This is a genomic window from Actinacidiphila sp. bgisy167 (assembly GCF_965342175.1).
Lineage (GTDB): Bacteria > Actinomycetota > Actinomycetes > Streptomycetales > Streptomycetaceae > Actinacidiphila.
The window spans coordinates 103,828-125,537 of the sequence record NZ_CBDRBL010000002.1; the positions used below are offsets into that span (position 1 = coordinate 103,828).

General features: G+C 72.2%; 20 protein-coding genes and 1 pseudogene. 13 read left to right on the forward strand and 8 right to left on the reverse strand.

The window, feature by feature from the left end; genetic code table 11:
- The first annotated feature begins 171 nt into the window (after positions 1–171).
- Both ACRWND_RS01520 and ACRWND_RS01525 read left to right on the forward strand, forming a co-directional pair.
- A complete protein-coding gene (locus ACRWND_RS01520; protein WP_431944976.1) occupies positions 172–561 on the forward strand; it encodes a hypothetical protein in 390 nt (129 codons plus the stop codon).
- Positions 562–698: 137 nt separating this feature from the next.
- A pseudogene (locus ACRWND_RS01525) lies at positions 699–1,437 on the forward strand (SAM-dependent methyltransferase).
- Between the two features lie 28 nt (positions 1,438–1,465).
- On the opposite strand, the gene ACRWND_RS01530 reads toward ACRWND_RS01525, so the two are convergent.
- The 7 genes from ACRWND_RS01530 to ACRWND_RS01560 form a co-directional block, all read right to left on the reverse strand.
- Positions 1,466–2,134 carry a hypothetical protein gene (locus tag ACRWND_RS01530; protein WP_431944977.1) on the reverse strand — a complete coding sequence of 223 codons (669 nt, stop codon included), beginning with the start codon at positions 2,132–2,134 and terminating at the stop codon, positions 1,466–1,468.
- Between the two features lie 206 nt (positions 2,135–2,340).
- Complete coding sequence (locus tag ACRWND_RS01535; protein ID WP_431944979.1) at positions 2,341–3,384, reverse strand: Gfo/Idh/MocA family protein; 1,044 nt, start codon at positions 3,382–3,384, stop codon at positions 2,341–2,343.
- A 201-nt stretch (positions 3,385–3,585) separates the two neighbouring features.
- Positions 3,586–4,605, reverse strand: a complete 1,020-nt coding sequence (locus ACRWND_RS01540; RefSeq protein WP_431944981.1) for a Gfo/Idh/MocA family protein — start codon at positions 4,603–4,605, stop codon at positions 3,586–3,588.
- Positions 4,606–4,636: 31 nt separating this feature from the next.
- Entirely contained in the window at positions 4,637–5,548 is a 912-nt protein-coding gene (locus ACRWND_RS01545) for a sugar phosphate isomerase/epimerase family protein (RefSeq protein ID WP_431944983.1), read from the reverse strand.
- Between the two features lie 191 nt (positions 5,549–5,739).
- On the reverse strand, positions 5,740–6,633 hold the full coding sequence (locus ACRWND_RS01550) for an ATP-binding cassette domain-containing protein (protein WP_431944985.1): 894 nt from the start codon (positions 6,631–6,633) through the stop codon (positions 5,740–5,742).
- 5 nt (positions 6,634–6,638) lie between these two features.
- Positions 6,639–7,718: an ABC transporter permease gene (locus ACRWND_RS01555; protein WP_431945083.1), complete on the reverse strand. Its 1,080-nt coding sequence runs from the start codon at positions 7,716–7,718 to the stop codon at positions 6,639–6,641.
- A complete protein-coding gene (locus ACRWND_RS01560) occupies positions 7,718–8,722 on the reverse strand; it encodes a sugar ABC transporter substrate-binding protein (RefSeq protein WP_431945085.1) in 1,005 nt (334 codons plus the stop codon). The genes ACRWND_RS01555 and ACRWND_RS01560 overlap by 1 nt, the downstream gene beginning before the upstream one ends.
- A 295-nt stretch (positions 8,723–9,017) precedes the next feature.
- On the opposite strand from ACRWND_RS01560, the gene iolC reads away from it, so the two are divergent.
- The 4 genes from iolC (at position 9,018) to iolD (ending at position 13,780) form a co-directional block, all read left to right on the forward strand.
- Entirely contained in the window at positions 9,018–9,965 is a 948-nt protein-coding gene (gene iolC / locus ACRWND_RS01565) for a 5-dehydro-2-deoxygluconokinase (RefSeq protein WP_431944987.1), read from the forward strand.
- 32 nt (positions 9,966–9,997) lie between these two features.
- A complete protein-coding gene (locus ACRWND_RS01570; protein WP_431944989.1) occupies positions 9,998–10,876 on the forward strand; it encodes a Cgl0159 family (beta/alpha)8-fold protein in 879 nt (292 codons plus the stop codon).
- A gap of 76 nt (positions 10,877–10,952) precedes the next feature.
- The gene (iolB, locus tag ACRWND_RS01575; protein WP_431944991.1) at positions 10,953–11,909 is read left to right on the forward strand and encodes a 5-deoxy-glucuronate isomerase; all 957 of its coding nucleotides are present in this window, start codon (positions 10,953–10,955) and stop codon (positions 11,907–11,909) included.
- Positions 11,909–13,780: a 3D-(3,5/4)-trihydroxycyclohexane-1,2-dione acylhydrolase (decyclizing) gene (iolD, locus tag ACRWND_RS01580; RefSeq protein ID WP_431944993.1), complete on the forward strand. Its 1,872-nt coding sequence runs from the start codon at positions 11,909–11,911 to the stop codon at positions 13,778–13,780. Before iolB ends, iolD begins: the two co-directional genes overlap by 1 nt.
- A gap of 176 nt (positions 13,781–13,956) precedes the next feature.
- Here the strand turns inward: iolD and ACRWND_RS01585 are convergent, their stop codons facing one another.
- Positions 13,957–14,943 carry an alpha/beta fold hydrolase gene (locus tag ACRWND_RS01585; RefSeq protein ID WP_431944995.1) on the reverse strand — a complete coding sequence of 329 codons (987 nt, stop codon included), beginning with the start codon at positions 14,941–14,943 and terminating at the stop codon, positions 13,957–13,959.
- A gap of 142 nt (positions 14,944–15,085) precedes the next feature.
- On the opposite strand from ACRWND_RS01585, the gene ACRWND_RS01590 reads away from it, so the two are divergent.
- The 7 genes from ACRWND_RS01590 to ACRWND_RS01620 all read left to right on the forward strand — a co-directional run bounded on the left by ACRWND_RS01590 (position 15,086) and on the right by ACRWND_RS01620 (position 21,683).
- The gene (locus ACRWND_RS01590; protein WP_431944997.1) at positions 15,086–15,691 is read left to right on the forward strand and encodes a helix-turn-helix domain-containing protein; all 606 of its coding nucleotides are present in this window, start codon (positions 15,086–15,088) and stop codon (positions 15,689–15,691) included.
- Positions 15,692–16,150: 459 nt separating this feature from the next.
- A complete protein-coding gene (locus ACRWND_RS01595) occupies positions 16,151–16,951 on the forward strand; it encodes a GntR family transcriptional regulator (RefSeq protein ID WP_431944999.1) in 801 nt (266 codons plus the stop codon).
- A gap of 133 nt (positions 16,952–17,084) precedes the next feature.
- Positions 17,085–18,047, forward strand: a complete 963-nt coding sequence (locus tag ACRWND_RS01600) for a sugar ABC transporter substrate-binding protein (protein ID WP_431945001.1) — start codon at positions 17,085–17,087, stop codon at positions 18,045–18,047.
- On the forward strand, positions 18,044–19,066 hold the full coding sequence (locus tag ACRWND_RS01605) for an ABC transporter permease (RefSeq protein WP_431945003.1): 1,023 nt from the start codon (positions 18,044–18,046) through the stop codon (positions 19,064–19,066). The genes ACRWND_RS01600 and ACRWND_RS01605 overlap by 4 nt, the downstream gene beginning before the upstream one ends.
- Positions 19,063–19,842 (forward strand): ATP-binding cassette domain-containing protein, encoded by a 780-nt coding sequence (locus ACRWND_RS01610; RefSeq protein WP_431945005.1) that lies wholly within the window; start codon positions 19,063–19,065, stop codon positions 19,840–19,842. The genes ACRWND_RS01605 and ACRWND_RS01610 overlap by 4 nt, the downstream gene beginning before the upstream one ends.
- 195 nt (positions 19,843–20,037) lie before the next feature.
- Positions 20,038–21,156 (forward strand): ROK family glucokinase, encoded by a 1,119-nt coding sequence (locus ACRWND_RS01615; RefSeq protein ID WP_431945007.1) that lies wholly within the window; start codon positions 20,038–20,040, stop codon positions 21,154–21,156.
- 32 nt (positions 21,157–21,188) lie between these two features.
- Entirely contained in the window at positions 21,189–21,683 is a 495-nt protein-coding gene (locus ACRWND_RS01620; protein ID WP_431945009.1) for a hypothetical protein, read from the forward strand.
- The last annotated feature ends 27 nt before the right edge of the window (positions 21,684–21,710 follow it).

Genomic DNA, 21,710 nt, shown 5'->3' on the forward strand with positions numbered 1-21,710 from the left:
GGTGATCGCAGGCGATCAGTGACCTCAGGCGATCAGTGACCGCAGGTGACGGCCGGTCCGGTGGCGTCGTCGAGCCGGGGCGCGGCGATCAGCGCGAGGACGCGCCTCCCGGCCTGGGGCCGGAGCGTGAGACGGTCGTGCGGGTACGGCCGCAACCACCGGGAGGAACCCGTGTCATACCCTCGACCGCTCACCCCCGAGCAGGAACTCGCCGACGCGAAGAAGCGGCTGGGCCTGCCGGGGATCGTCGTGATCTGCGGCTCCACCCGCTTCATGAGCGACATGGCCGAGGCCGATCTGCGGGAGACGGCAGCCGGAAGGATCGTCGTCAAGCCGGGCTGCGACATGAAGTCGCCGCACGCGCTCTGGTCCGATCCCGTCGAGGCCGAGGCGCTGAAGGCGCGGCTCGACGATCTGCACCGGGCGAAGATCCGGCTCGCCGACGACGTGCTCGTCGTCGGCGACTACATCGGGGACAGCACCCGGGCCGAGATCGCCTACGCCCGGTCGTTGGGCAAGCCCGTGCGGTTCACGCATCCGGACGTCGACCCCGACGCCTGACCGCCGCCCCCGCACCCTCCGCGGTCGGCCCCTGTGCATCGACCACCTCGTGGGGACCGGCCGGCACCGGCGCGGGCCCCGCATGCGCGACCTCTAACCGGATGCGGTGCCGGCCCCCGCCCTGACAGGCTTCTCGGATGGAACGACGCCGTGTCTCCCGCATCGCGCACACCCACCACCCCATCGCCGCCCCGCTCGACGACGCTGCGGTGCGCCGCCTCCTCGACCGGGCGCTCCGCCGCGGCGACGAGCGCGTCCTCGACCTCGGGTGCGGAGAGGGCGCCTGGCTCCTGCGGGCCCTCGCCGGTCGGCCTGGTGTCACCGCGGAGGGCGTCGACCTGGACGCCGACGCCCTGGCGAAGGCGGCTCGCGAGGCCGCCGCGCTCGGCGTCGGCGACCGGCTGACGCTCCATGAGCGGGACGCGGCGGACTTCGCCTCCCCGCAGCCGTTCGACGTCGTCCTCAGCGTCGGCGCCGCGCACGCCTTCGGCGGCCTCATGCCGACGCTCGCCGCGGCCCGCGCGCACCTCGCCCCCGGCGGCATGCTCCTCGTGGGCGACGGATTCTGGGAGCGCGAACCGGCCCCCGACCTCGTGCAGGAGATGGGGGAGTACGCGGACCTGCCGAGCACCCTGGACAAGGATCGCCGAGGCCGGCTGGACGCCCGTCCTCGCCCACGTCAGCTCCCTGCGCGAGTGGGACGACTACGAGTGGTCCTGGACGGGCTCCCTCGCCGAATGGGCCCTGGACCACCCCGGCGACCCCGACAGCGCGGCCGCCCTCGAGGCAGCCGCCGTCCACCGCGCCGAGTGGCTGCGCGGCTACCGCGGCGTGCTCGGCTTCGTCACGCTGCTGCTGCGCCGCACGTCGTCCTGACGGCATCCGCTCGGACCGACGGCACCACTCAGACGGCCCGCGGCCGCGGCGGCCGGGAACGGAAGCTCGCGACCACGACGTGGAGGCTGACGATCAGCGCCCACAGGGGGAAGACGAGCTCGGCCAGCGGCACGCCCGGCACCACGAACAGCAAGGCGACGCCCACGAGGTACCCCAGCAGCACCAGCCAGCGCGGGAACGAGCCGAGCCGGAGCGAGATGGTGGAGGCCGACAGCACGAACACCGCGGCCATCCGCATCGAGAACGTCGTCAGCAGGCTGTAGGTGAGGTGCTGTCCGAAGTACGACAGCTCGGCCCGCGGCGCACCGGGCGCGGCCATCTGCGTGGTGGCCAGCAGGCTGCCGGCCGCGGCGGCGGCGCCGAAGAGCGTCGCGACGAACACCAGGCCGCTGCCCAGGAACACCGTCGAGAGGAACTTGTCCTCTCCCTCGCCCATGTGCGCGCGCACCGCGCCCATGAACCAGAGGAAGAAGACGCCCGCGAAGGGGATCAGGGCCAGCGCCGTCCGCACCCCGCCGCGCGCGGAGTGGCTGAGGGGCGATGCGGTCAGCGCGCCCTCACCGCTGGGGATGGAGACCCGTACCAGGACGATGGCGGCGCCGATCAGCACCGCGAAGGCGATCCCCACCAGTCCCGCCGCGCGGGGGGTGCGCAGCGCCTGGATCCTCGTCGCCATCCGGCCTCCCGGCAGGGAACCCACGGGCTTCGGCCGGTGGGGCAGAACGCATCCAGGAAGCACCCCCGGAGGCGATCACGCCACCCGGAGCGGACCGCCGGGGTGACATGCCGGCGACGTCCCGTGCGGTCACCCCGCAGACAGCCCCGGACGCCGCCGCGGACACGGTCACGGACACCGTGCCCGACACCGTCCCGGACGCGGCCCTATGACCGTCCCGCGCGCCCCCGGAGGCGCTCCGCGACCTCGGCCGGTTCGGCGATCGCGACCGGGCGCCGCTCCCGGCGCGAGACCTCGCACGCCTCCGCCACGAGCAGCGCGGCGAGCGCCTCCCGCCCGTCGCAGGGATTGCCCGATCGGCCCGTCACCACCCGCAGGAAGGCGTCGATCTCCGCCCGGTAGGCGTCCCCGAAACGGTCCACGAAGCCGGTCCACGGATCCGGCACGCCCGGCGCCGCGCCCGGTTCCACGGAGGTGACCGGCGTCCGGGGGCCGACGCCGACCGCGATCTGGTCCAGTGTCCCGGCGAGTTCCATGCGGATGTCGTACCCGGCCCCGTTGTAGCGCGTGGAGGTGGCGGTCGCGAGGGTGCCGTCGTCGAGGGTGAGGAGGGCCGCCGCGGTGTCCACGTCGCCCGCCGCGCGGAAGAAGTCCGCGCCGCCCGCGGTGCCCGTGGCGTACACCTCGACGACCTCGCGTCCGGTCACCCACCGCACCGCGTCGAAGTCGTGGATCAGGCAGTCCCGATAGATCCCGCCGGACAGCGGCACGAACTCCGGCGGCGGGGGCGCCATGTCGGAGGTCAGCGCCCGCACGGTGTGCAGCCGTCCCAGTCGGCCGGCCCGGACTGCTTCCCGGGCGGCCCGGTAGCCGGGGTCGAAGCGGCGCTGGAAGCCCATCTGCAGGACGGTGCCGGCCTCCTCCACCTCGCGCAGTGCGGTGACCGTCGACTCCAGGTCGAGGGCGACCGGTTTCTCGCAGTACACCGGGAGCCCGGCCCGCACCGCGCGGGAGATCAGCTCCGCGTGCGAGGAGGTCGCGGAGGCGATGACCACCGCGTCCGCGCCTTCGGCGAACGCCGCCTCGACCGAGGACGCCGCCCGCACACCGGGGCCCAGTCGTGCGGCGGCCCCGGCGGCCCGCCGGGCGTCGGCGTCGGCGAGGACGAGTTCCGAGACCTCGGGGTGGTCATGGAGGGTGGCCGCGTGGAAGGAGCCGAGGCGCCCCACGCCGAACAGGACGACGCGCATGGTGGTGCGGGTCCTTTCTGACGGTCTCGCAGGTCTCGCAGGTCTCGCAGGTCTCGCGGTCCACGGGTCCCGCTCGTCTCATCGATCGCGCACTCGCGGGTCCACGGGTCCACGGGTCCGCGGGAGGCGCGGGAGGCGCGGGCGGGGGCCAGGGAGTGACCTCCCACCCCGCGCCGGATCCAGGAGGTCGAGGAAGGCGCCTCAGCGGTAGAACGCGGGGCGGTCGGCCAGTTCGACCTCGACGCGCCCGCCCGTGCTCTGCGAGCGGACACCGGCCTCGCAGACCGCGGCGGCGGCGTAGCCGTCCCAGACGCTGGGGCCGGTGACCTCACCGCGCCGGGTGGCGTCGACCCACGCCTGGACCTCGCGGTCGTAGGCGTCGGCGAAGCGCTCCACGAAGTCCTGGGCGATCCTGCCGCCCCAGCGGCCCGCGGTGTTGACCAGCAGGTCGTGCGCGTCGCCGATGCGGGCGCTGCCGCGTTCGCAGACCGCCTCGGCCTGCACCTGGTAGCCGAAGCCGCAGTTGAGGTAGACCTCGACGTCGACGACCGCCCCGCCGTCGGTCTCGAAGACCACGAACTGCGGGTCGTCCAGGCCCTGCGGCGCGTGGGAGGACGGGCGCGGGCGCAGCACGGTGACGGCGGTGATCTCCTGCCCCAGCAGCCAGCGGGTCACGTCCATCTCGTGGACGAGCGAGTCGTTGACGAGGTTGGCGTTGGTGAAGCCGGGCGGGATGCTCGCGTTGCGGTGCCGGTTGTGCAGCATCAGCGGGCGGCCCAGTTCACCGCTGTCGAGCAGGGCCTTGAGCTTCGTGTACTCCGCGTCGTAGCGCCGCATGAAGCCGACCTGCACCCGCCGGTGCCCCAGCCTCTGCTCGGCCTCCATCACCCGCAGCGCCGAGGCGGCATCCGGTGTGAGCGGCTTCTCGCACAGCACCGGCAGGTCGTGCGCGAAGGCCGTGAGCAGCGCCGCCTCGTGGGCGGGGCCGGGCGAGGCGATGAGGACGGCCTCCACATCGGCAGCGGCCATCGCCGCCGCGGGGTCGGTGTAGGCGGTGCAGCCCTCGATGCCGTCGGCGACCGCCTTCACGCGCTCGGCGTCGACGTCGACGACGGCGGTCACCCGGGCGCCGCTCACGACGTCGTTGATGCGGCGTACGTGGTCGGCGCCCATCTTGCCGGTACCGATGACGGCGACCCCGAGCGGTCCGTGCTGCGTCATGATGCGTGTCTTCCCTTTCGTGGGCGGTGCGTCAGGCACCGCAGGAGCGCAGGAACTTCCGGGTGCGCTGCGCGATGGGCAGCGGCCGCTCCGGCTCGCAGGGGTACATGTCCTGCTCGACGATGGCGAACAGGTCGACGCCCAGGCCCTGCGCCGCGGCCAGCACCGGCTCCAGGGCGGGTACCCCGCCCGGGGGCTCGCACATGACCCCGCGCTGCACGGCCGGGCCGAAGGGGATCTGGTTCTTCACGACGTCGGCGAGGATCTCCGGGTCGACCTGCTTCAGGTGCAGATAGCCGATCCGCTCGCCGTAGGTCTCGATGAGCTTGACGCTGTCGCCGCCGCAGTAGGCGTAGTGGCCGGTGTCCAGGCAGAGGCTCACCAGGCCCGGGTCGGTGGCGTCGAGGAAGCGCTCGACGTGCTCCTCGGTGTCGATGTGCGTGTCGGCGTGCGGGTGGACCACGATGTCCAGGCCGTAGGTGTCGCGGACCTGGCGGCCCAGCCGCTCCATGCCGGTGGCGAGGTGTCCCCACTGCTCGGCGGTGAGCTCGCGCGGCTCGATGACCTCGGCGGTCTTGTCGTCGCGCCAGAAGGAGGGGATGACCACCAGATGCCGGGCGTCCATGGCCTGGGCGAGCGCGGCGACCTGGCCGACGTGCTCCCAGGTGGCGTCCCACACCGACGGGCCGCGGTGCAGGGAGGTGAAGACCGTGCCCGCGGAGACCTTCAGCCCCCGGCGCGCGGTCTCCTCGGTGAGCCGGGCGGGGTCGGTCGGCAGGTAGCCGTACGGGCCGAGCTCGATCCACTCGTAGCCGGACTCGCAGACCTCGTCGAGGAAGCGCTGCCAGGGCACCTGCCGCGGGTCGTCGGGGAACCAGACGCCCCACGAGTCGGGCGCGGAGCCGATCCGGATCCGGTCCAGAACGGGGGAGGGGGCAGTCATGAGGAGGGCTCCTCTCACCGGTCGCCGCGGGACCGGTCGTGGTTCGGCAGGGCGCCCCGGCAGGGCGGTGGTACGGATGCCCGCGGAGCTCCGTTGTCCCGCTGGAAGCTTCGCCGTCCGGCCGGGCAGCCGTCAAGAGTTGGTCCTGACATACGGACGTCATGTCAGCTCTGAGGAGGCCGCCGCGGCTGTCACGGGGCGGGGCGGCCCCCGCCCGCTTCCTCGCGTTCGGGCAGCCCCGGTTCGGGCGGTTCCTCCGGGGCCACACCGCCGACCTGGCTCAGTTCGTGCCTGAGCGCGGCCAGTTCGGCGCCGCCGGCCATGTGGTGGGTGAGCTCCTCCAAGGTGACGTCCCCGCGGCCCGCGCTCAGTTCCGGCGTGCCCAGCCGCAGCACGCAGAAGTGGTCGCCCACCAGGAACGCGTGGTGCGGGTTGTGGGTGATGAGGACGACGCCCAGCCCCCTGTCGCGTGCGGCCGCGATGTACTTCAGGACCACCCCCGACTGCTTGACGCCCAGCGCCGCCGTCGGCTCGTCCAGGACGAGCACCCGCGCGCCGAAGTGGACGGCGCGGGCGATGGCCACGGACTGCCGCTGGCCGCCGGAGAGGGTGCCGATGGGCTGTTCCAGGTCGTCCAGGACGATGCCCATCGCCCGCAGTTCCCCGTCCGCGGTCTCTTTCATCCGGGCGATGTCGAGGCGGCGTACGGGCCAGGGGCCGCGGGTCAGTTCGGAGCCGAGGAAGAAGTTGCGCCAGACGGGCATCAGGGGCACGGTCGCCAGATCCTGGTAGACGGCGGCGATGCCGCGGTCCAGGGCCTCCCGCGGGCTGCTGAGTCGTACAGGTGCGCCGTCGATGCGGAACTCGCCCTCGGTGTGCTGGTGCAGCCCGGAGACGATCTTGATCAGGGTGGACTTGCCGGCGCCGTTGTCGCCGAGGACGCAGGTGACCTGCCCCGGCCGGACGGACAGCTCGACCCCGTGCAGGGCGCGGACGTTGCCGTAGCTCTTGCCCACCCCGACCAGGTCGACGAGGGGCGCGGGGGCGGGGGCGGCGCCGCCCGGTGCGGTGCTGGCGGTGGTCATCGGGCTCACCTCCGGGTCGCCGTGCGGCGGACCCACAGATTGACGAGGGTGGCGATCAGGAGCATCACGCCGAGGAAGAACGTGAACCAGTCAGGGTTCCAGTTGGCGTAGACGATGCCCTGCGAGACCATCCCGAAGATGAAGGCGCCGACCACGGCCCCGATCGCGGACCCGTGGCCGCCGGTGAGCAGGCAGCCGCCGATGACCGCCGCGATGATGTACAGGAACTCGTTGCCGACGCCTTCGCCGGACTGCACCGCGCGGAACGAGAACAGCAGGTGCATGCCGGTGAACCAGGCGCCGAAGCCCACGGCCGTGAACAGCGCGATCTTGGTGAAGGCCACCGGTACGCCGACGGCTCGCGCGCTGTCCTTGTCGCCGCCGACCGCGAAGATCCAGTTGCCGAACCTGGTGCGCAGCAGGACCCAGGTGGCGAGCGCGGCGAAGCCGAGCCACCACAGCACCGTCACCTTGAGCCGGACCCCGCCGATGCCGATCTCCGAGGCGAACACCGCGCGCGCCTGGGCGAAGCCGTCCATGTCGCTGATGGAGTCGGTGGCGACGTTGCCGGTGAAGACCTTGGTGACCGCCAGATTGAGTCCCTGCAGCATCAGGAAGGTGGCCAGGGTGATGAGGAAGCTGGGCAGCCCCGTCCTCACCAGCAGGTAGCCGTTGAGCGTCCCGACGCCCAGGGACACCACCAGGGCGACGGCCACGCCGGTCCACACGTTCATGCTCAGCTGGAAGCTGAACATGCTCGCGGTCAGGGCGGACGCGGTGACCGCGACGCCGGCCGAGAGGTCGAACTCGCCGCCGATCATCAGCAGCGCCACGGGCAGCGCCATGATGCCCATGACCGACGCCTGGTAGAGCACGGTCGCCAGCGAGCCCGCCTCGCGGAAGGACGGCGCCACCGCGAAGAAGAAGAGGTAGACCGCGACGGCGGCGATCAGCGCGCCGGTCTCCGGGCGGGCCAGTGCCCGGCGCAGCAGCGGGCGTGCGGCGGCGCGGCCGTCCGCCGAGGGGGCCGGGGCCGCGGGCGGTGGCGGGGACTGCGCTGGGGCGGCGGTCCGCGGCACAGGGATCACCGGGTGCCCTTCGCGGCGAACGCGGCGACGGACGCGACGTTGTCCTTGTCGACGAAGGCCGGGCCGGTCAGCACCGGCGCCACACCGCCGCCGCTGACGTTGCCGTTGGTCCTGTAGAGCCACAGGGAGTCGACGGCCAGATAGCCCTGCAGATAGGGCTGCTGGTCGACGGCGAACTGCACCCCGCCGTCCTGGACGGCCTTGACCAGGTCCTTGTTGAGGTCGAATGTGCCGACCTTCGCCTTGCTGCCGGCGTCCGCCACCGACTGCACGGCGGTCAGGGCGAAGGGCGCGCCCAGGGTGACGACATAGTCGATGCCGTCGTCCTGCTTCAGCTTGGCCGTGATCGTGGACTTCACCGACGGCATGTCCGTGCCGTTGACGTAGAGGTTCTCGGTCTTCCCCTTGAACGTCTTCTTCACGCCGGCGCAGCGGGCCTCCAGGGCGACATGGCCCTGTTCGTGGATCACGCACAGGTTGTGCCGGGCGCCCAGGTCGTTGAGCTTCTCGCCCAGCGCCTCACCGGCGACGCTCTCGTCCTGGCCGAAGTACTGCAGCAGCCCCTGCTCCTTCCAGTCGTCCAGGCCCGCGTTGAACCCGACCACCGGGATGCCCGCGGCCTCGGCCTTGGCGACGACGTCCTTCATGGCGTCGGGCTTGGCAAGGGTGACGGCTATGCCGTCGACCTTCTGGTCGATCGCGTTCTGGATCAGGTTGGCCTGGGTCGCGGCGTTGGGGTCGTTGGAGTAGACCAGCTCCACGTTGTCCTTGGCGGCGGCGGCCTGCGCGCCCTTGCGGATCAGGTCCCAGAAGGTGTCGCCGGGGGCGGCGTGGGTGACCATCGCGATCTTGATCCGGGGGGTTCCGGCCTTTCCCGCGGCGGGGGCGTCCGCCGACTCCTCGGACTTCTTCCCGCCTGAGCTGCTGGAACAGCCGGCTGTGAGGAGGAGCGCCGCGGTGGAGAGGGCGGCGACGGCAAGGGTCCGACGGTTTATGCGAATGCGTTCCACGTTCCAACACCTCATTGCGGTGGGAGGGAGAAGGGGACGGACGTGTTCACATGGCCGGTGCTGCACGGGAGCAAACCCCTCGCGGGGTCCCCTGTCAAGGTTTTGTCAAGACATCAATGCATATGGACATGACGGCAGAGGGGGCGTCCGCTCCGACGCCGGCCCTGCCTGACGGACCGTTGGTTCGTATGTAAGGACATAGCGTTGACATCCCGCGACCGGGAGGGCTAGACCTGACAGGGCCGCAGAGCGGGGCCCCGGTGACACGCGACGAGGAGTCACACCCATGACCGAGCCGTACGACCTGATCACCATGGGCCGGATCGGCGTGGACCTCTACCCGCTGCAGACCGGAGTCCCGCTGCCCCAGGTCGAGACGTTCGGCAAGTTCCTCGGCGGCTCGGCCACCAACGTCGCGGTCGCCGCGGCGCGCCTCGGCCGTACCACCGCCGTCATCACCCGAACCGGCGACGACCCCTTCGGCGCCTACTGCCGCCAGGCGCTGGGGGAGTTCGGGGTCGACGACCGCTACGTCGGCACGGTGGCCGCGTACCCGACGCCGGTCACCTTCTGCGAGATCTTCCCGCCGGACGACTTCCCGCTCTACTTCTACCGGCTCCCCAAGGCCCCCGACCTCGAGATCCACGCCGGCGAACTGGACCTCGACGCCGTGCGGGCCGCCCGGGTCTTCTGGACGACGGGGACCGGGCTGTGCGCGGAGCCCAGCCGCACCGCCACCCTCGCCGCCCTCGAGGCCCGGGGATGGCGCGGCACCACGGTCTTCGACCTCGACTGGCGCCCCATGTTCTGGAACGACCCCGAGGAGGCCCGGCCCCACTACGCGCGGGCCCTGTCGTCGGCCACCGTCGCTGTCGGGAACCTCGACGAGTGCGAGGTCGCCACCGGGGTACGGCAGCCGCGGGCCGCCGCCCAGGCACTGCTCGACGCCGGCGTCGAACTCGCCGTCGTCAAGCAGGGCCCGAAGGGCGTCCTGGCCGTCCACCGCGACGGCAGCACCGCCGAAGTGCCGCCGGTGCCCGTCGAGGTGGTCAACGGGCTCGGCGCGGGCGACGCCTTCGGCGGCTCGCTGTGCCACGGCCTGCTCGCCGGCTGGGACCTGGAGCGGATCATGCGCCACGCCAACGCGGCGGGCGCGCTCGTGGCCTCCCGGCTGGCCTGCTCCTCCGCGATGCCCACCGCGGCGGAGGTCCAGGACCTCCTCGGCCGCGGCTGACGGCCCGTCCTCTGCCCGAAAGCGAGCTCCTGATGAGCATCAGCATCTCCGACCTGGTGAACGTGCGGACCCACCACCCCGAGGCGATCGCCGAGGCCGCCGCCCGCCGCGCCCGCCGCCCGCTCGTCGGCGACGGCGGCCGGCTGATGATCCTCGCCGCGGACCATCCCGCGCGCGGCGCCTTCGCCGTGGGGGACCGCGAGTTCGCGATGGCCAACCGCGTCGACCTGCTGGAGCGGCTGTGCACGGCGCTCGCCCGCCCCGGGGTGGACGGGGTCCTCGGCACCGCGGACATCCTGGAGGACCTGCTGCTGCTCGGCGCGCTGGAGGGAAAGGTCGTCATGGGGTCGATGAACCGCGGCGGCCTGGCCGGCGCCTCCTTCGAGCTCGACGACCGCTTCACAGGCCACCGCGCCCAGGACATAGCCCGGCTCGGCTTCGACGCGGGCAAGCTGCTGCTGCGCATCAGCTACGACGACAGCGGTTCGCTGAGCACCATGGTCGCCACCGCCCGCGCCATCGACGAGATGGCCGAGCACCAGCTGCCGGTCTTCGTCGAGCCCTTCATATCCCGGCGCGTCGCCGGGCGGGTGCGCAACGACCTCAGCGCGGAGGCCGTCACCACGTCCATCGCCATCGCCTCGGGGCTCGCGGGAACCTCCGCCTACACCTGGCTCAAGGTGCCCGTCACCGAGGACGTCGACGACATGGCCACCGTCATGGAGACCTCCACCCTCCCCGCCGTGCTGCTGGGGGGCGAGGCGGGCAGGGAACAGGACGCGGTCTACGAGAAGTGGCGCAAGGCGCTGCGCCTGCCCACGGTCCAGGGCCTGGTCGCCGGCCGCAGCCTGCTCTATCCGGCGGAGGGCAGCGTGGAGACCGCCGTCGACACCGCCGTCGGTCTGCTGTGACAGCCCGTTGCGACAAGCCGCCGCGACATGCCGTTGCGACACCCCCGTCGAACCGTGAGAAGTGCGAGGCCCTTGCATGACCAGCTACGAGGAGCACCTGGCGGCCGGGAAGGCCGCCGCCGGCCCGTACGCCGTCGACGTCGACCCCGGCCGGGTCGGCTGGGACCACTCCTCCCTGCGGATCCTGGAACTCCCGCCCGGCGGACGGCACGAGTTCGCCACCGGCGACAGCGAGTGGATCGTGCTGCCGCTCTCGGGCGGATGCGAGGTCGCAGCCCAAGGCGAGTGCTTCCGGCTCACCGGGCGCGAGAGCGTCTTCACGGCGGTCAGCGACTTCGCGTATGTGCCGCGCGACGAGACGGTCACCCTCACCACCGCCTCCGGCGGCCGCTTCGCCCTGGCCGGGGCCCGCTGCGAACGGCGGCTGCCCGCCCGCTACGGCCCGGCCTCCGCCGTCCCCGTCGAGCTGCGGGGCGCCGGCGGCTGCAGCCGCCAGGTCAACAACTTCGGCGCCGCCGGGGTCTTCGCCTGCGACCGCCTGATCGCGGTCGAGGTGCTCACCCCGGCGGGCAACTGGTCGTCCTTCCCGCCGCACAAGCACGACGAGGAGCGCGAGGGCGAGTCGCGGCTGGAGGAGATCTACTACTTCGAGATCGCCCCGGCGCACGGCACGGAGGGCATCGGCTACCAGCGGATCTCGCCCTCCGGCAACGGACGCCGCACGGACGTGCTCACCGAGGTGCGGGACGGCGACGTCGTCCTCGTCCCCGACGGCTGGCACGGCCCCTCGATGGCCGCCCCCGGCCACGACATGTACTACCTCAACGTCATGGCCGGCCCGGGGGAGCGCGCCTGGCTGATCTGCGACCACCCCGACCACGCCTGGATCCGGTCCACCTGGCAGGACCAGCCGGTCGATCCGCGGCTGCCCCTGTACACCGCCCCCTCCGGCCCCTCCGGCCCCTCCGCCCCCGCCGGCCCCTCCGCCTCCCACACCCCCTCCGCCCCCGACGACGCCCACGAGAGGTCCTGATGAGCAGCCAGTCCGTACGCCGCCTCACGGTCGCCCAGGCGCTGGTGCGGTTCCTGTCCGCGCAGTACACCGAGCGCGACGGGGTCCGCCGCCGGCTGGTCGCCGGCACCTGGGGCGTCTTCGGCCACGGCAACGTCGCCGGCATCGGCCAGGCGCTGGTGGAGTACCGGCAGGAGATGCCGTTCCACCAGGGCCGCAACGAGCAGGCGATGGTGCACGCCGCCGTCGGCTACGCCCGGCAGCTCAACCGGCTGTCCGCGCAGGCCGTCACCACCTCCATCGGCCCCGGCGCGACCAACCTCGTCACCGGCGCCGCGCTCGCCACCGTCAACCGGCTGCCGGTGCTCCTGCTGCCCGGCGACTCCTTCGCCAACCGCGTGCCCGACCCGGTGCTCCAGCAGCTGGAGCACACCCAGTACGGCGACGTCTCCGTCAACGACGCGCTGCGGCCGGTCTCGCGCTGGTTCGACCGGGTCACCCGGCCCGAGGCCCTGATCCCGTCCGCGCTGCACGCGATGCGCGTGCTCGCCGACCCCGCCGAGACCGGCGCCGTCACGCTCGCCCTGCCGCAGGACGTCCAGGCCGAGGCGTACGACTGGCCCGAGGAGTTCTTCGCCGAGCGCGTCTGGCACGTACGCCGCCCGGCCCCCGAGGCCGCCGAACTCGCCGCCGCCGCCGAGGCCGTGCGCGCCGCGCGGCGCCCGCTGATCATCGCGGGCGGCGGCGTCCACCACAGCGAGGCCGAGCCGGCCCTGCGCGCACTCGTCGAGGCGACCGGCATCCCCGTCGCCTCCACCCAGGCCGGCAAGGGCTCGCTGCGCCACGACCACCCGGCCGACCTCGGCGGAATCGGCCACACCGGGACCGCCGTCGCCGACGACATCGCACGCACCGCCGACCTCGTCATCGGCGTGGGCACCCGCTACACCGACTTCACCACCGCCTCCTCCACCCTCTTCGCCGCCCCCGGGGTGCGCTTCCTGGGTCTCAACGTCACCGGCTTCGACGCCCACAAGCTCGGCGCCCGCACCCTGGTCGGCGACGCCCGCGCGAGCCTCGAAGCCCTCGCCCGGGCCGTGGCGGGGCACCGCGTCGCGCCGGAGTACGAGGCCGAGTACCGCGCCGGGAAGGAGCGCTGGGAGCGCGTCGTGGACGCCGCCTACGCCGCGGCCGACGCCGACCGCCCCACCCAGACGCAGGTGCTCGGGGCCCTCGACGCGGTGGTCGGCGACGACGACGTGCTGATCAACGCCGCCGGTTCCCTCCCCGGCGACCTGCACAAACTGTGGCGAGCCCGATCCCCGCGCCAGTACCACCTGGAGTACGGCTACTCCTGCATGGGTTACGAGATCCCGGCCTCCATCGGTGTGCGCATGGCGGCGCCCGACCGGCCGGTCTGGGCGCTCGTAGGCGACGGCACCTATCTGATGATGCCGACGGAGATCGTCACCGCCGTCCAGGAGGGTGTGAACATCAACCTCCTCCTCATCCAGAACCACGGCTACGCCTCCATCGGCGGGCTGTCCGCCGAGGTCGGCGCCGAGCGCTTCGGCACCGCCTACCGCTACCGCGCGGCGGACGGCTCCTTCACCGGCGACCCGCTCCCGGTGGACCTCGCGGCCAACGCCGCCAGCCTCGGGATGGACGTGCTGCGGGCCGAGACGGTGCGCGAGCTGCGCGACGCACTGGCCGCCGCCCGCGCCTCCGACCGTCCGACCTGCGTGTACGTCGAGACCGACCCCGCCCCGACGGCTCCCGCCGCTCAGGCCTGGTGGGACGTGCCGGTCGCCGAGACCGCCTCGCGCGAAGCGGCCGTCGAGGCCCGCAAGTCCTACGAGCGGCACCTGGCGGACCGCCGCCGCCACCTGTGAAGCGCTGGTTCTGAGAGGGGTTCTGCCAACGGCCACCTGCGCATTCGTGAGCAGCGCCGGTGTGTTGGAACTCTCTCACCTGGTCGTTTGCGAGAATCACGCAGCCCGCGGCCGAGGCCGCTGCGCTCGGGTACGCGGGCCGACTGTGTACAGAAGCCCCGGTCGCGCCTGGCGGTTCAGCCCGTGAGGGTGTTGAGCCAGCCGGTCAGAAGTCGGTTGGTCTCCTCGGGGCGTTCCTGCTGGATCCAGTGGCCGCAGCCCTCTACGAGGTGGGAGGCGGTCAGGCCGGGGAGGGTGGTGGGGAAGGCGTCGATGGCGTCCGACATCCAGGTGGTGGAGGCATCCAGGGCGCCGCCGATGAACAGGGACGGCTGCGTGATCGGGGCTCCGCGGTAGGGGGCGAGGTCCTCCCAGTCGCGGTCCACGTTGCGGTAGCGGTTGAGGGCGCCCGTCAGACCGGTGCGCTCGAACTCTCCGGCGTAGACGTCGAGGTCGTCCTCGGCCAGCCAGGCCGGGAGGACGCCGACGGGAAAACGGTCACGCAGCCGGCCGCCGTGGGCGACGAAGTGCGGGTCGGGCTCGCCCTGGGCGGGCATGGTGTCGGCGGACAGGGCGGCGTAGAAGCCCGCGAGCCAGCCCCGCACGTCAGGCTCGATCTCCGTCTCGGCGCGGCCGGGCTCCTGGAAGTAGGAGACGTAGAACTCCTGCTCGGGGCCGCCGATCCGGCCGAAGACGTCGGTGGGGCGGGGGCCGCCGGGTGGCGCGTACGGGACGCTCAGCAGGGCGACGGCCCGGAAGACCTCGGGGTGGAGCAGGGCGGAGGTGGCGGCGATGGTGGAGCCCCAGTCGTGGCCGACGACCACCGCGTTCTCCTCGCCGAGGGCGTGCACGAGGGCGACGTTGTCCTCCACCAGGTCCAGCATCCGGTAGGCATCGGTCCTCGCGGGCTTGGAGGAGCGGCCGTAGCCGCGTACGTCGAGCGCCACCGCCCGGTAGCCGGCCGCGGCGAGGGCCGGGAGCTGGCGGCGCCAGGAGTACCAGGACTCGGGGAAGCCGTGCACGAGCAGGACCAGCGGGCCGGTGCCCTGCTCGACCAGGTGCAGGCGCCCGGCAGGGGCCTCGACGGTGCGGTGGCGGAGCGCGGCGGACGGCTTGGGCTGCATGGGGGGTCTTCTCTCGGTTCGCGGGCGGACGCAGGTACGCATCGATCATGCGGCGCAGCGACCGTCGACCGCGATTTCCTGTGCCAATCTGGCAAACTTGCAGGCCAGAAGGCGAAGCGGCGTCCGGAAGGGGGCAGAGCGGGTGACAGGCGACGACGTGGCCGACACGCTGGCGGCGATGGGCCCCCGCCTGCGGGCCGCACGCGAACTCCGCGGCTCCACGCTCACCGGCGTCAGCTGCGCGACCGGCATCTCCCCGAGCACGCTGTCGCGGATCGAGACCAGCCGACGCAAGCCCACTCTGGAAGTGGTGCTGCGGTTGGCGAAGGAGTACGGCGTCCGTCTGGACGAGCTGGCAGGCACCGCTCCCGCCGCCGAGCCCCGCGCCTCCGCGCTCCAGCGTTTCGGCGACGACAAGGCGGTGCTGCCGCTGACCCGGTACGTCGGGGGCCTGCACGCCCATAAACACGTCCTCCCCGCCGTCCAGGAGCCGCCCGCGCGGCCCCGGCAGGTCTCCCATGACGGCTGGGAATGGCTGTGCGTCCTGTACGGGCGGCTGTGGCTCGCGCTCGGCGACCAGGACCTCGTCCTGAGTGCCGGGGACGTCGCCGAGTTCGACACCCGCAGTCCCCATGGGGTCGCGAACGCCGGCCACAAAGGCCCGGTCGAGTACCTGATCATGTACGGGCCGCAGGGAGAGCGCCTGCGACCGCGCACCCCGCCCGCCCCCGGCCCCAGGGCCCGGTAGCGAGCAGCGAACGAACGGCATGGCGTCCCGGATACGCCCGGGATGTCAGGCCTCTTCCTCGTCGTCCTCAGCGGCGTCGGGGTCGCGGAAGGGGCGCAGGCCCTGGCCGGGGCCGCCGGCCTTGACGGTCGCGACATCCTCGGCTCCACCCCGCCGTCGAGGTCCAGCCGGGTGTCCAGCGTGTACAGGCTGTCGCGCGGCGTGCCGCGCACCACCATCGCGCCGATCTCCGCCATCTGGTCGTTCACCGCATCGAGTAGCCAGGTCACGCCGCGTTCGGGATTTCCTGTACCTCGACTCGCACACCCGGCCCTCCCGGCACCGGGCCGCCGGTCCTGCCGACCTGCGCCGGCCCCCGCACACCCACGAGTGCGCCCAGAACCCGAGAACCCGAGAATCCGAGAACCCGAGAATCCGAGAATCCGAGAAGGCATGGCGACCGCATGTTCGGACAATCTGATGTCAGAGTTCCCTGAGGCCGAGACCGGCGGATACGCTCCCCCTGTGTCCAAAGCAGAGTCCGCGCCGCTCGAATTCGAGGTGGACCGCTCCAGCCCGGTGCCGCTGTACTACCAGCTCGCCCAGCAGCTGGAGAGCGCCATCGAGCACGGCAGGCTCGCCCCCGGAAGCCTCCTGGGCAATGAGATCGACCTCGCCGGACGGCTCGGCCTGTCCCGGCCGACCGTTCGGCAGGCCATCCAGTCCCTGGTGGACAAGGGGCTGCTGGTGCGCCGGCGCGGCGTGGGCACCCAGGTGGTCCACAGCCAGGTCAGGCGGCCCCTGGAGCTGAGCAGCCTCTTCGACGACCTCCAGGCGGCCGGGCAGAGTCCCGCCACCCGCGTGCTGCGCAACGAGACCGAGCCGGCCTCCGCCCGGGTCGCCGCCGCCCTGGGAGTCGCCGAGGGCAGCGAGGTCGTCGTCCTCCAGCGGCTGCGCCTCACCCATGGCGAGCCGATGGCCCACCTGTGCAACTACCTGCCGACCGGACTCCTCCCCCTGGACGACGCCAGGCTCGAGGCCACCGGCCTGTACCGCATGATGCGTTCCGCCGGGATCACCCTGCACAGCGCCCGCCAGTCGGTCGGGGCACGCTGCGCCACCGAGGAGGAGGCCGTGCTGCTCGCCGAGGAGTCCGGGGCCGCGCTGCTCACCATGAGCCGGACGACGTACGACGACACGGGGCGTGCCGTCGAATACGGCACGCATATCTACCGCGCCTCCCGCTACGCCTTCGAGTTCCAGCTGCTCGTGCGCTCCTGAGGGTCCCGGAACACCCCCCTCCGCAACCATCGCACCCTGTGACGGATACTTGGTCGGTTCCAGGACCCGCAGGGAAAGGCACGACGTGGAGAGCGCGAACAGGGGAAGGCATGCGCTCGGTGCGCTACTGACAGTGGTCATCGGTGTGGCGCTGGCGGGCTGCAGCAGCACCGGAGGCCTGCGCGCGGAGCAGCGGGCCAAGGAAGCTCAGGCCAATGGTTCGGCCGTCGACACCCCGAAGTGGACGGTCGCCATGGTCACCCACGCCGGTGCCGGCGACAGCTTCTGGGACATCGTCCAGAAGGGCGCCCGGCAGGCCGCGGCCAAGGACAACATCAAGTTCCTGTACTCCAACAGCGACCAGGGCAAGGACCAGGCACAGCTGGTGCAGACGGCCATCGACCAGAAGGTCGACGGCCTCGTCGTCACACTCGCCAAGCCCGAGGCCATGAAGGACGTCGTCGAGAAGGCTGAGAAGGCCGGCATCCCCGTCATCACGATCAACTCCGGCTCCGCCCAGTCCAAGGAGTTCGGCGCCCTGGCCCACATCGGCCAGGACGAGACCATCGCCGGCGAGGCCGTCGGCGACGAGCTCTCGGCGCGCGGCAAGAAGCACGCCCTGTGCGTGCTGCACGAGCAGGGCAACGTCGGCCACGAGCAGCGCTGCGCGGGCGTGAGGAACACCTTCGACGGCACGACGGAGAACCTCTACGTCAACGGCACCAACATGCCGGACGTCCAGGCCGCCCTGCAGGCCAAACTCGCGGCCGACCGCTCCATCGACGCCGTCGTGACCCTGGGCGCGCCCTACGCCGCCACCGCCGTCAAGGCGAAGGAGCAGGCGGGCAGCCAGGCCGAGGTCGACACCTTCGACCTCAACGGCCAGGTCGCGGGGGCGCTGGAGGCCGGCACCATAGGCTTCGCTGTCGACCAGCAGCCCTACCTGCAGGGCTACGAAGCCGTCGACCTGCTGTGGCTCTACCGCTACAACGCCGACGTGCTCGGCGGCGGCAGGCCCGTGCTCACGGGCCCGCAGATCGTCACCAAGGACGACGCGGCCGCGCTGAAGGACTACGCGAAGCGGGGCACCCGATGACCGCGGACAGCTTGGTGCCCCCGCGGCGGCTCGGGCGTCGCCTGTTCAGCCGCCCCGAGCTGGGCGCTGTCGTCGGCGCCGTGGCCGTCTTCGTCTTCTTCTCCGTGGTGGCCGACTCCTTCCTGCGGCCGGCGAGCCTCGGGACGGTCCTCTACGCGGCGTCCACCATCGGGATCATGGCGGTGCCGGTGGCGCTGCTGATGATCGGCGGCGAGTTCGATCTGTCGGCGGGTGTCCTGGTCACGTCCTCCGCCCTGGTGTCGTCGATGTTCAGCTACCAGATGACGGCCAACGTCTGGGTCGGCGTCGGCGTCTCGCTGCTCGTCACCCTTGCCATCGGCTTCCTCAACGGCATCATGCTGGCCCGCACGAAGCTGCCGAGCTTCATCATCACCCTCGGCACCTTCCTCATGCTCACCGGCCTCAACCTGGGCCTCACCAAGCTCATCGACGGCACGGTCAGCACCAAGTCCATCGCCGACATGGAGGGTTTCGCCTCCGCGCGAGCGCTGTTCGCCTCCCACCTGACCATCGGAGACGTCGACCTCCAGGTCACCGTCCTGTGGTGGATCGCCCTGGTCGCGGTCGGCACCTGGGTGCTGCTGCGCACGCGCGCCGGCAACTGGATCTTCGCGTCCGGCGGCGGCCCCGACGCGGCGCGCGCGGTCGGCGTCCCCGTCACCCGTACGAAGACGGGCCTCTACATGGCCGTCGCCTTCTGCGCCTGGATCTCCGGACAGCACCTGCTGTTCTCCTTCGACGTCGTGCAGTCGGGAGAGGGCATCGGCAACGAGTTCCTCTACATCATCGCCGCCGTGATCGGCGGCTGTCTGATGACCGGCGGTTACGGCTCCGCGATCGGCTCGGCGGTCGGCGCGTTCATCTTCGGCATGACCAGCAAGGGCATCGTCTACGCCGAGTGGAACCCGGACTGGTTCAAGTTCTTCCTGGGCGCCATGCTGCTGCTGGCGACGCTGCTCAACGCCTGGGTGCGCAAGCGGGCGGAGGCGGCGAAGTGACGGCCCTGGTGAAGCTGACCGAGGTCAGCAAGGCGTACGGGCACGTGCGCGCCCTGGAGGACGTCTCCCTGGAGGTGCACGCGGGGCAGATCACCTGCGTCCTCGGAGACAACGGCGCCGGGAAGTCCACCCTGATCAAGATCATCGCGGGGCTGCACCAGCACGACCGGGGCACGTATGAGATCGAGGGCGTGCCCGCGCGGCACACGTCCCCCCGCGAGGCGCTCGACCACGGCATAGCCACCGTCTACCAGGACCTGGCCGTCGTCCCGCTGATGCCGGTGTGGCGGAACTTCTTCCTCGGCTCCGAGCCGCGCAAGGGCCGCGGGCCCTTCAAGCGCCTGGACGTCGCCATGATGCGGGAGACCACGCGCACCGCTCTGCGTGACATGGGCATCGACCTGAGCGACGTGGACCGGCCCATCGGCACCCTGTCGGGCGGGCAGCGCCAATGCGTCGCCATCGCCCGGGCCGTGCACTTCGGGGCCAAGGTGCTCGTCCTCGACGAGCCCACGGCCGCGCTCGGCGTCCGGCAGTCCGGCGTCGTCCTGAAGTACGTCGCCGCCGCTCGGGACGCCGGCCTCGGCGTGGTCCTCATCACCCACAACCCCCACCACGCCCACCTCGTCGGCGACCGCTTCGTCCTGCTGCGCCGCGGCACGATGACGGGCTCCTACGCCAGGGAGGACATCACGGTCGACGAGCTCACCCGGGAGATGGCGGGCGGCACCGACCTGGAGTCCCTGGCCCACGAGCTGCGCCGCCCGACGCAGTGACGGCGGGCGGGCGGCCCGGCGGCCCGCGCGGCCGATCCGCCCGCCGCCCCGGGCCGCGGCCAGCCACCGCGCCCCCCGGCAACACTTAGAATCACCACGAGAAACGCCCCCGACCCCGGAGAGACGAGCTTTGCGAGCGACGACCGAGCAGCAGTTCGGGACCGAGTCTGGGATCGGATCCACGGGGGTGAACCGATGAGCATGTACCGCGGTGCCGCCCGCTCCTCCAGCAGCTCCACCCTCCTGAGCACGGTGGGCCGCCGCGAGCGCCGCTCGCACTTGACCGCGCCTCGCGTCCCCACGGTCGGCATCGACATCGGCGGCACCAAGGTGATGGCCGGTGTCGTCGACGCGGACGGCAACATCCTGGAGAAGCTGCGCACCGAGACGCCGGACAAGAGCAAGAGCCCGAAGGTGGTGGAGGACACCATCACCGAGCTGGTCCTCGATCTGTCCGAACGGCACGACGTCCACGCCGTCGGCATCGGCGCGGCCGGCTGGGTCGACGCCGACCGCTCCCGGGTGCTGTTCGCACCCCACCTGTCCTGGCGCGACGAGCCGCTGAAGGCCCGTCTCACCGAGCGTCTGCGGGTCCCCGTCATGGTGGACAACGACGCGAACACCGCCGCCTGGGCCGAATGGCGCTTCGGCGCCGGCCGCGGCGAGAACGATCTCGTCATGATCACGCTCGGCACCGGCATCGGCGGCGCCATCCTGGAGGACGGCCAGGTCAAACGGGGTCGCTACGGCGTGGCCGGCGAGTTCGGCCATATGCAGGTGGTGCCCGGCGGCCACCGCTGCCCCTGCGGCAATCGCGGCTGCTGGGAGCAGTACAGCTCGGGCAACGCCCTGGTGCGCGAGGCCCGTGAGCTGGCGGCGGCCGAGTCCCCGGTCGCGTACGGGATCATCGACCGGGTCGACGGCCAGGTGCGGGAGATCACCGGCCCGCTCATCACGGAGCTCGCCCGTGAGGGCGACGCGATGTGCGTGGAGCTCTTCCAGGACATCGGCCAGTGGCTGGGCGTCGGCATCGCCAACCTCGCCGCCGCCCTGGACCCCTCCTGCTTCGTCATCGGCGGCGGCGTCAGCGCGGCCGACGACCTGCTGATCGGCCCTGCCCGCGACGCCTTCCGGCGCCATCTGACCGGCCGCGGCTACCGGCCGGAGGCCCGTATCGTCAAGGCGCAGCTCGGTCCGGAGGCCGGCATGGTCGGCGCCGCGGATCTGGCGCGGCTCGTCGCGCGCCGCTTCCGGCGGGCCAACCGGCGGCGGGTCGAGCGGTACGAGCGCTACGCGAAGGCCGTCGGCAAGTGAGTGCCGCGCCCCCGAGGAGGCCGCCGCGCTGGGTGCAGTGGACGGTCGTCCCCCTGCTGATCCTGGTGCCGATCGGCTATGTGATCATCTCCGCCGAGCAGAGCCGGGACAGCGGCGAGGAGAAGCAGCAGCAGGCCGCCGCCACCACGCTCACCCACCTGTGGCCCACCAAGCTGCAGCGGCGCATCTACCAGGTGACGATCCCGTCCGGTTCCCGGCCGGTGGCGTACCTGGAGACCAACGACTGGGCGGCGAGCTCCTTCTATGTGCAGTTCCGCACCAACCAGATCGGCCTGGACGTCTTCCTCTCCCAGTACGGCAAGACCCGCTCCGCCCTCAGGGACGGCGTCGTCACCGTGAGCCCGAAGCAGGCCCGCACCGTACGCTGGAGCTTCGGCCAGGACCGCACGTGGGCCGGACTCAAGCTGAAGCAGCACGGCGACAAGCCGGACCACAACATCACGGTCGACTTCTCCAACAGCGACCACCCCGTGGTCTATGTCGTGTCCACGATAAACTTCCGGTGATCGCAGGCCAAGCGCCGCAAGGCAGCA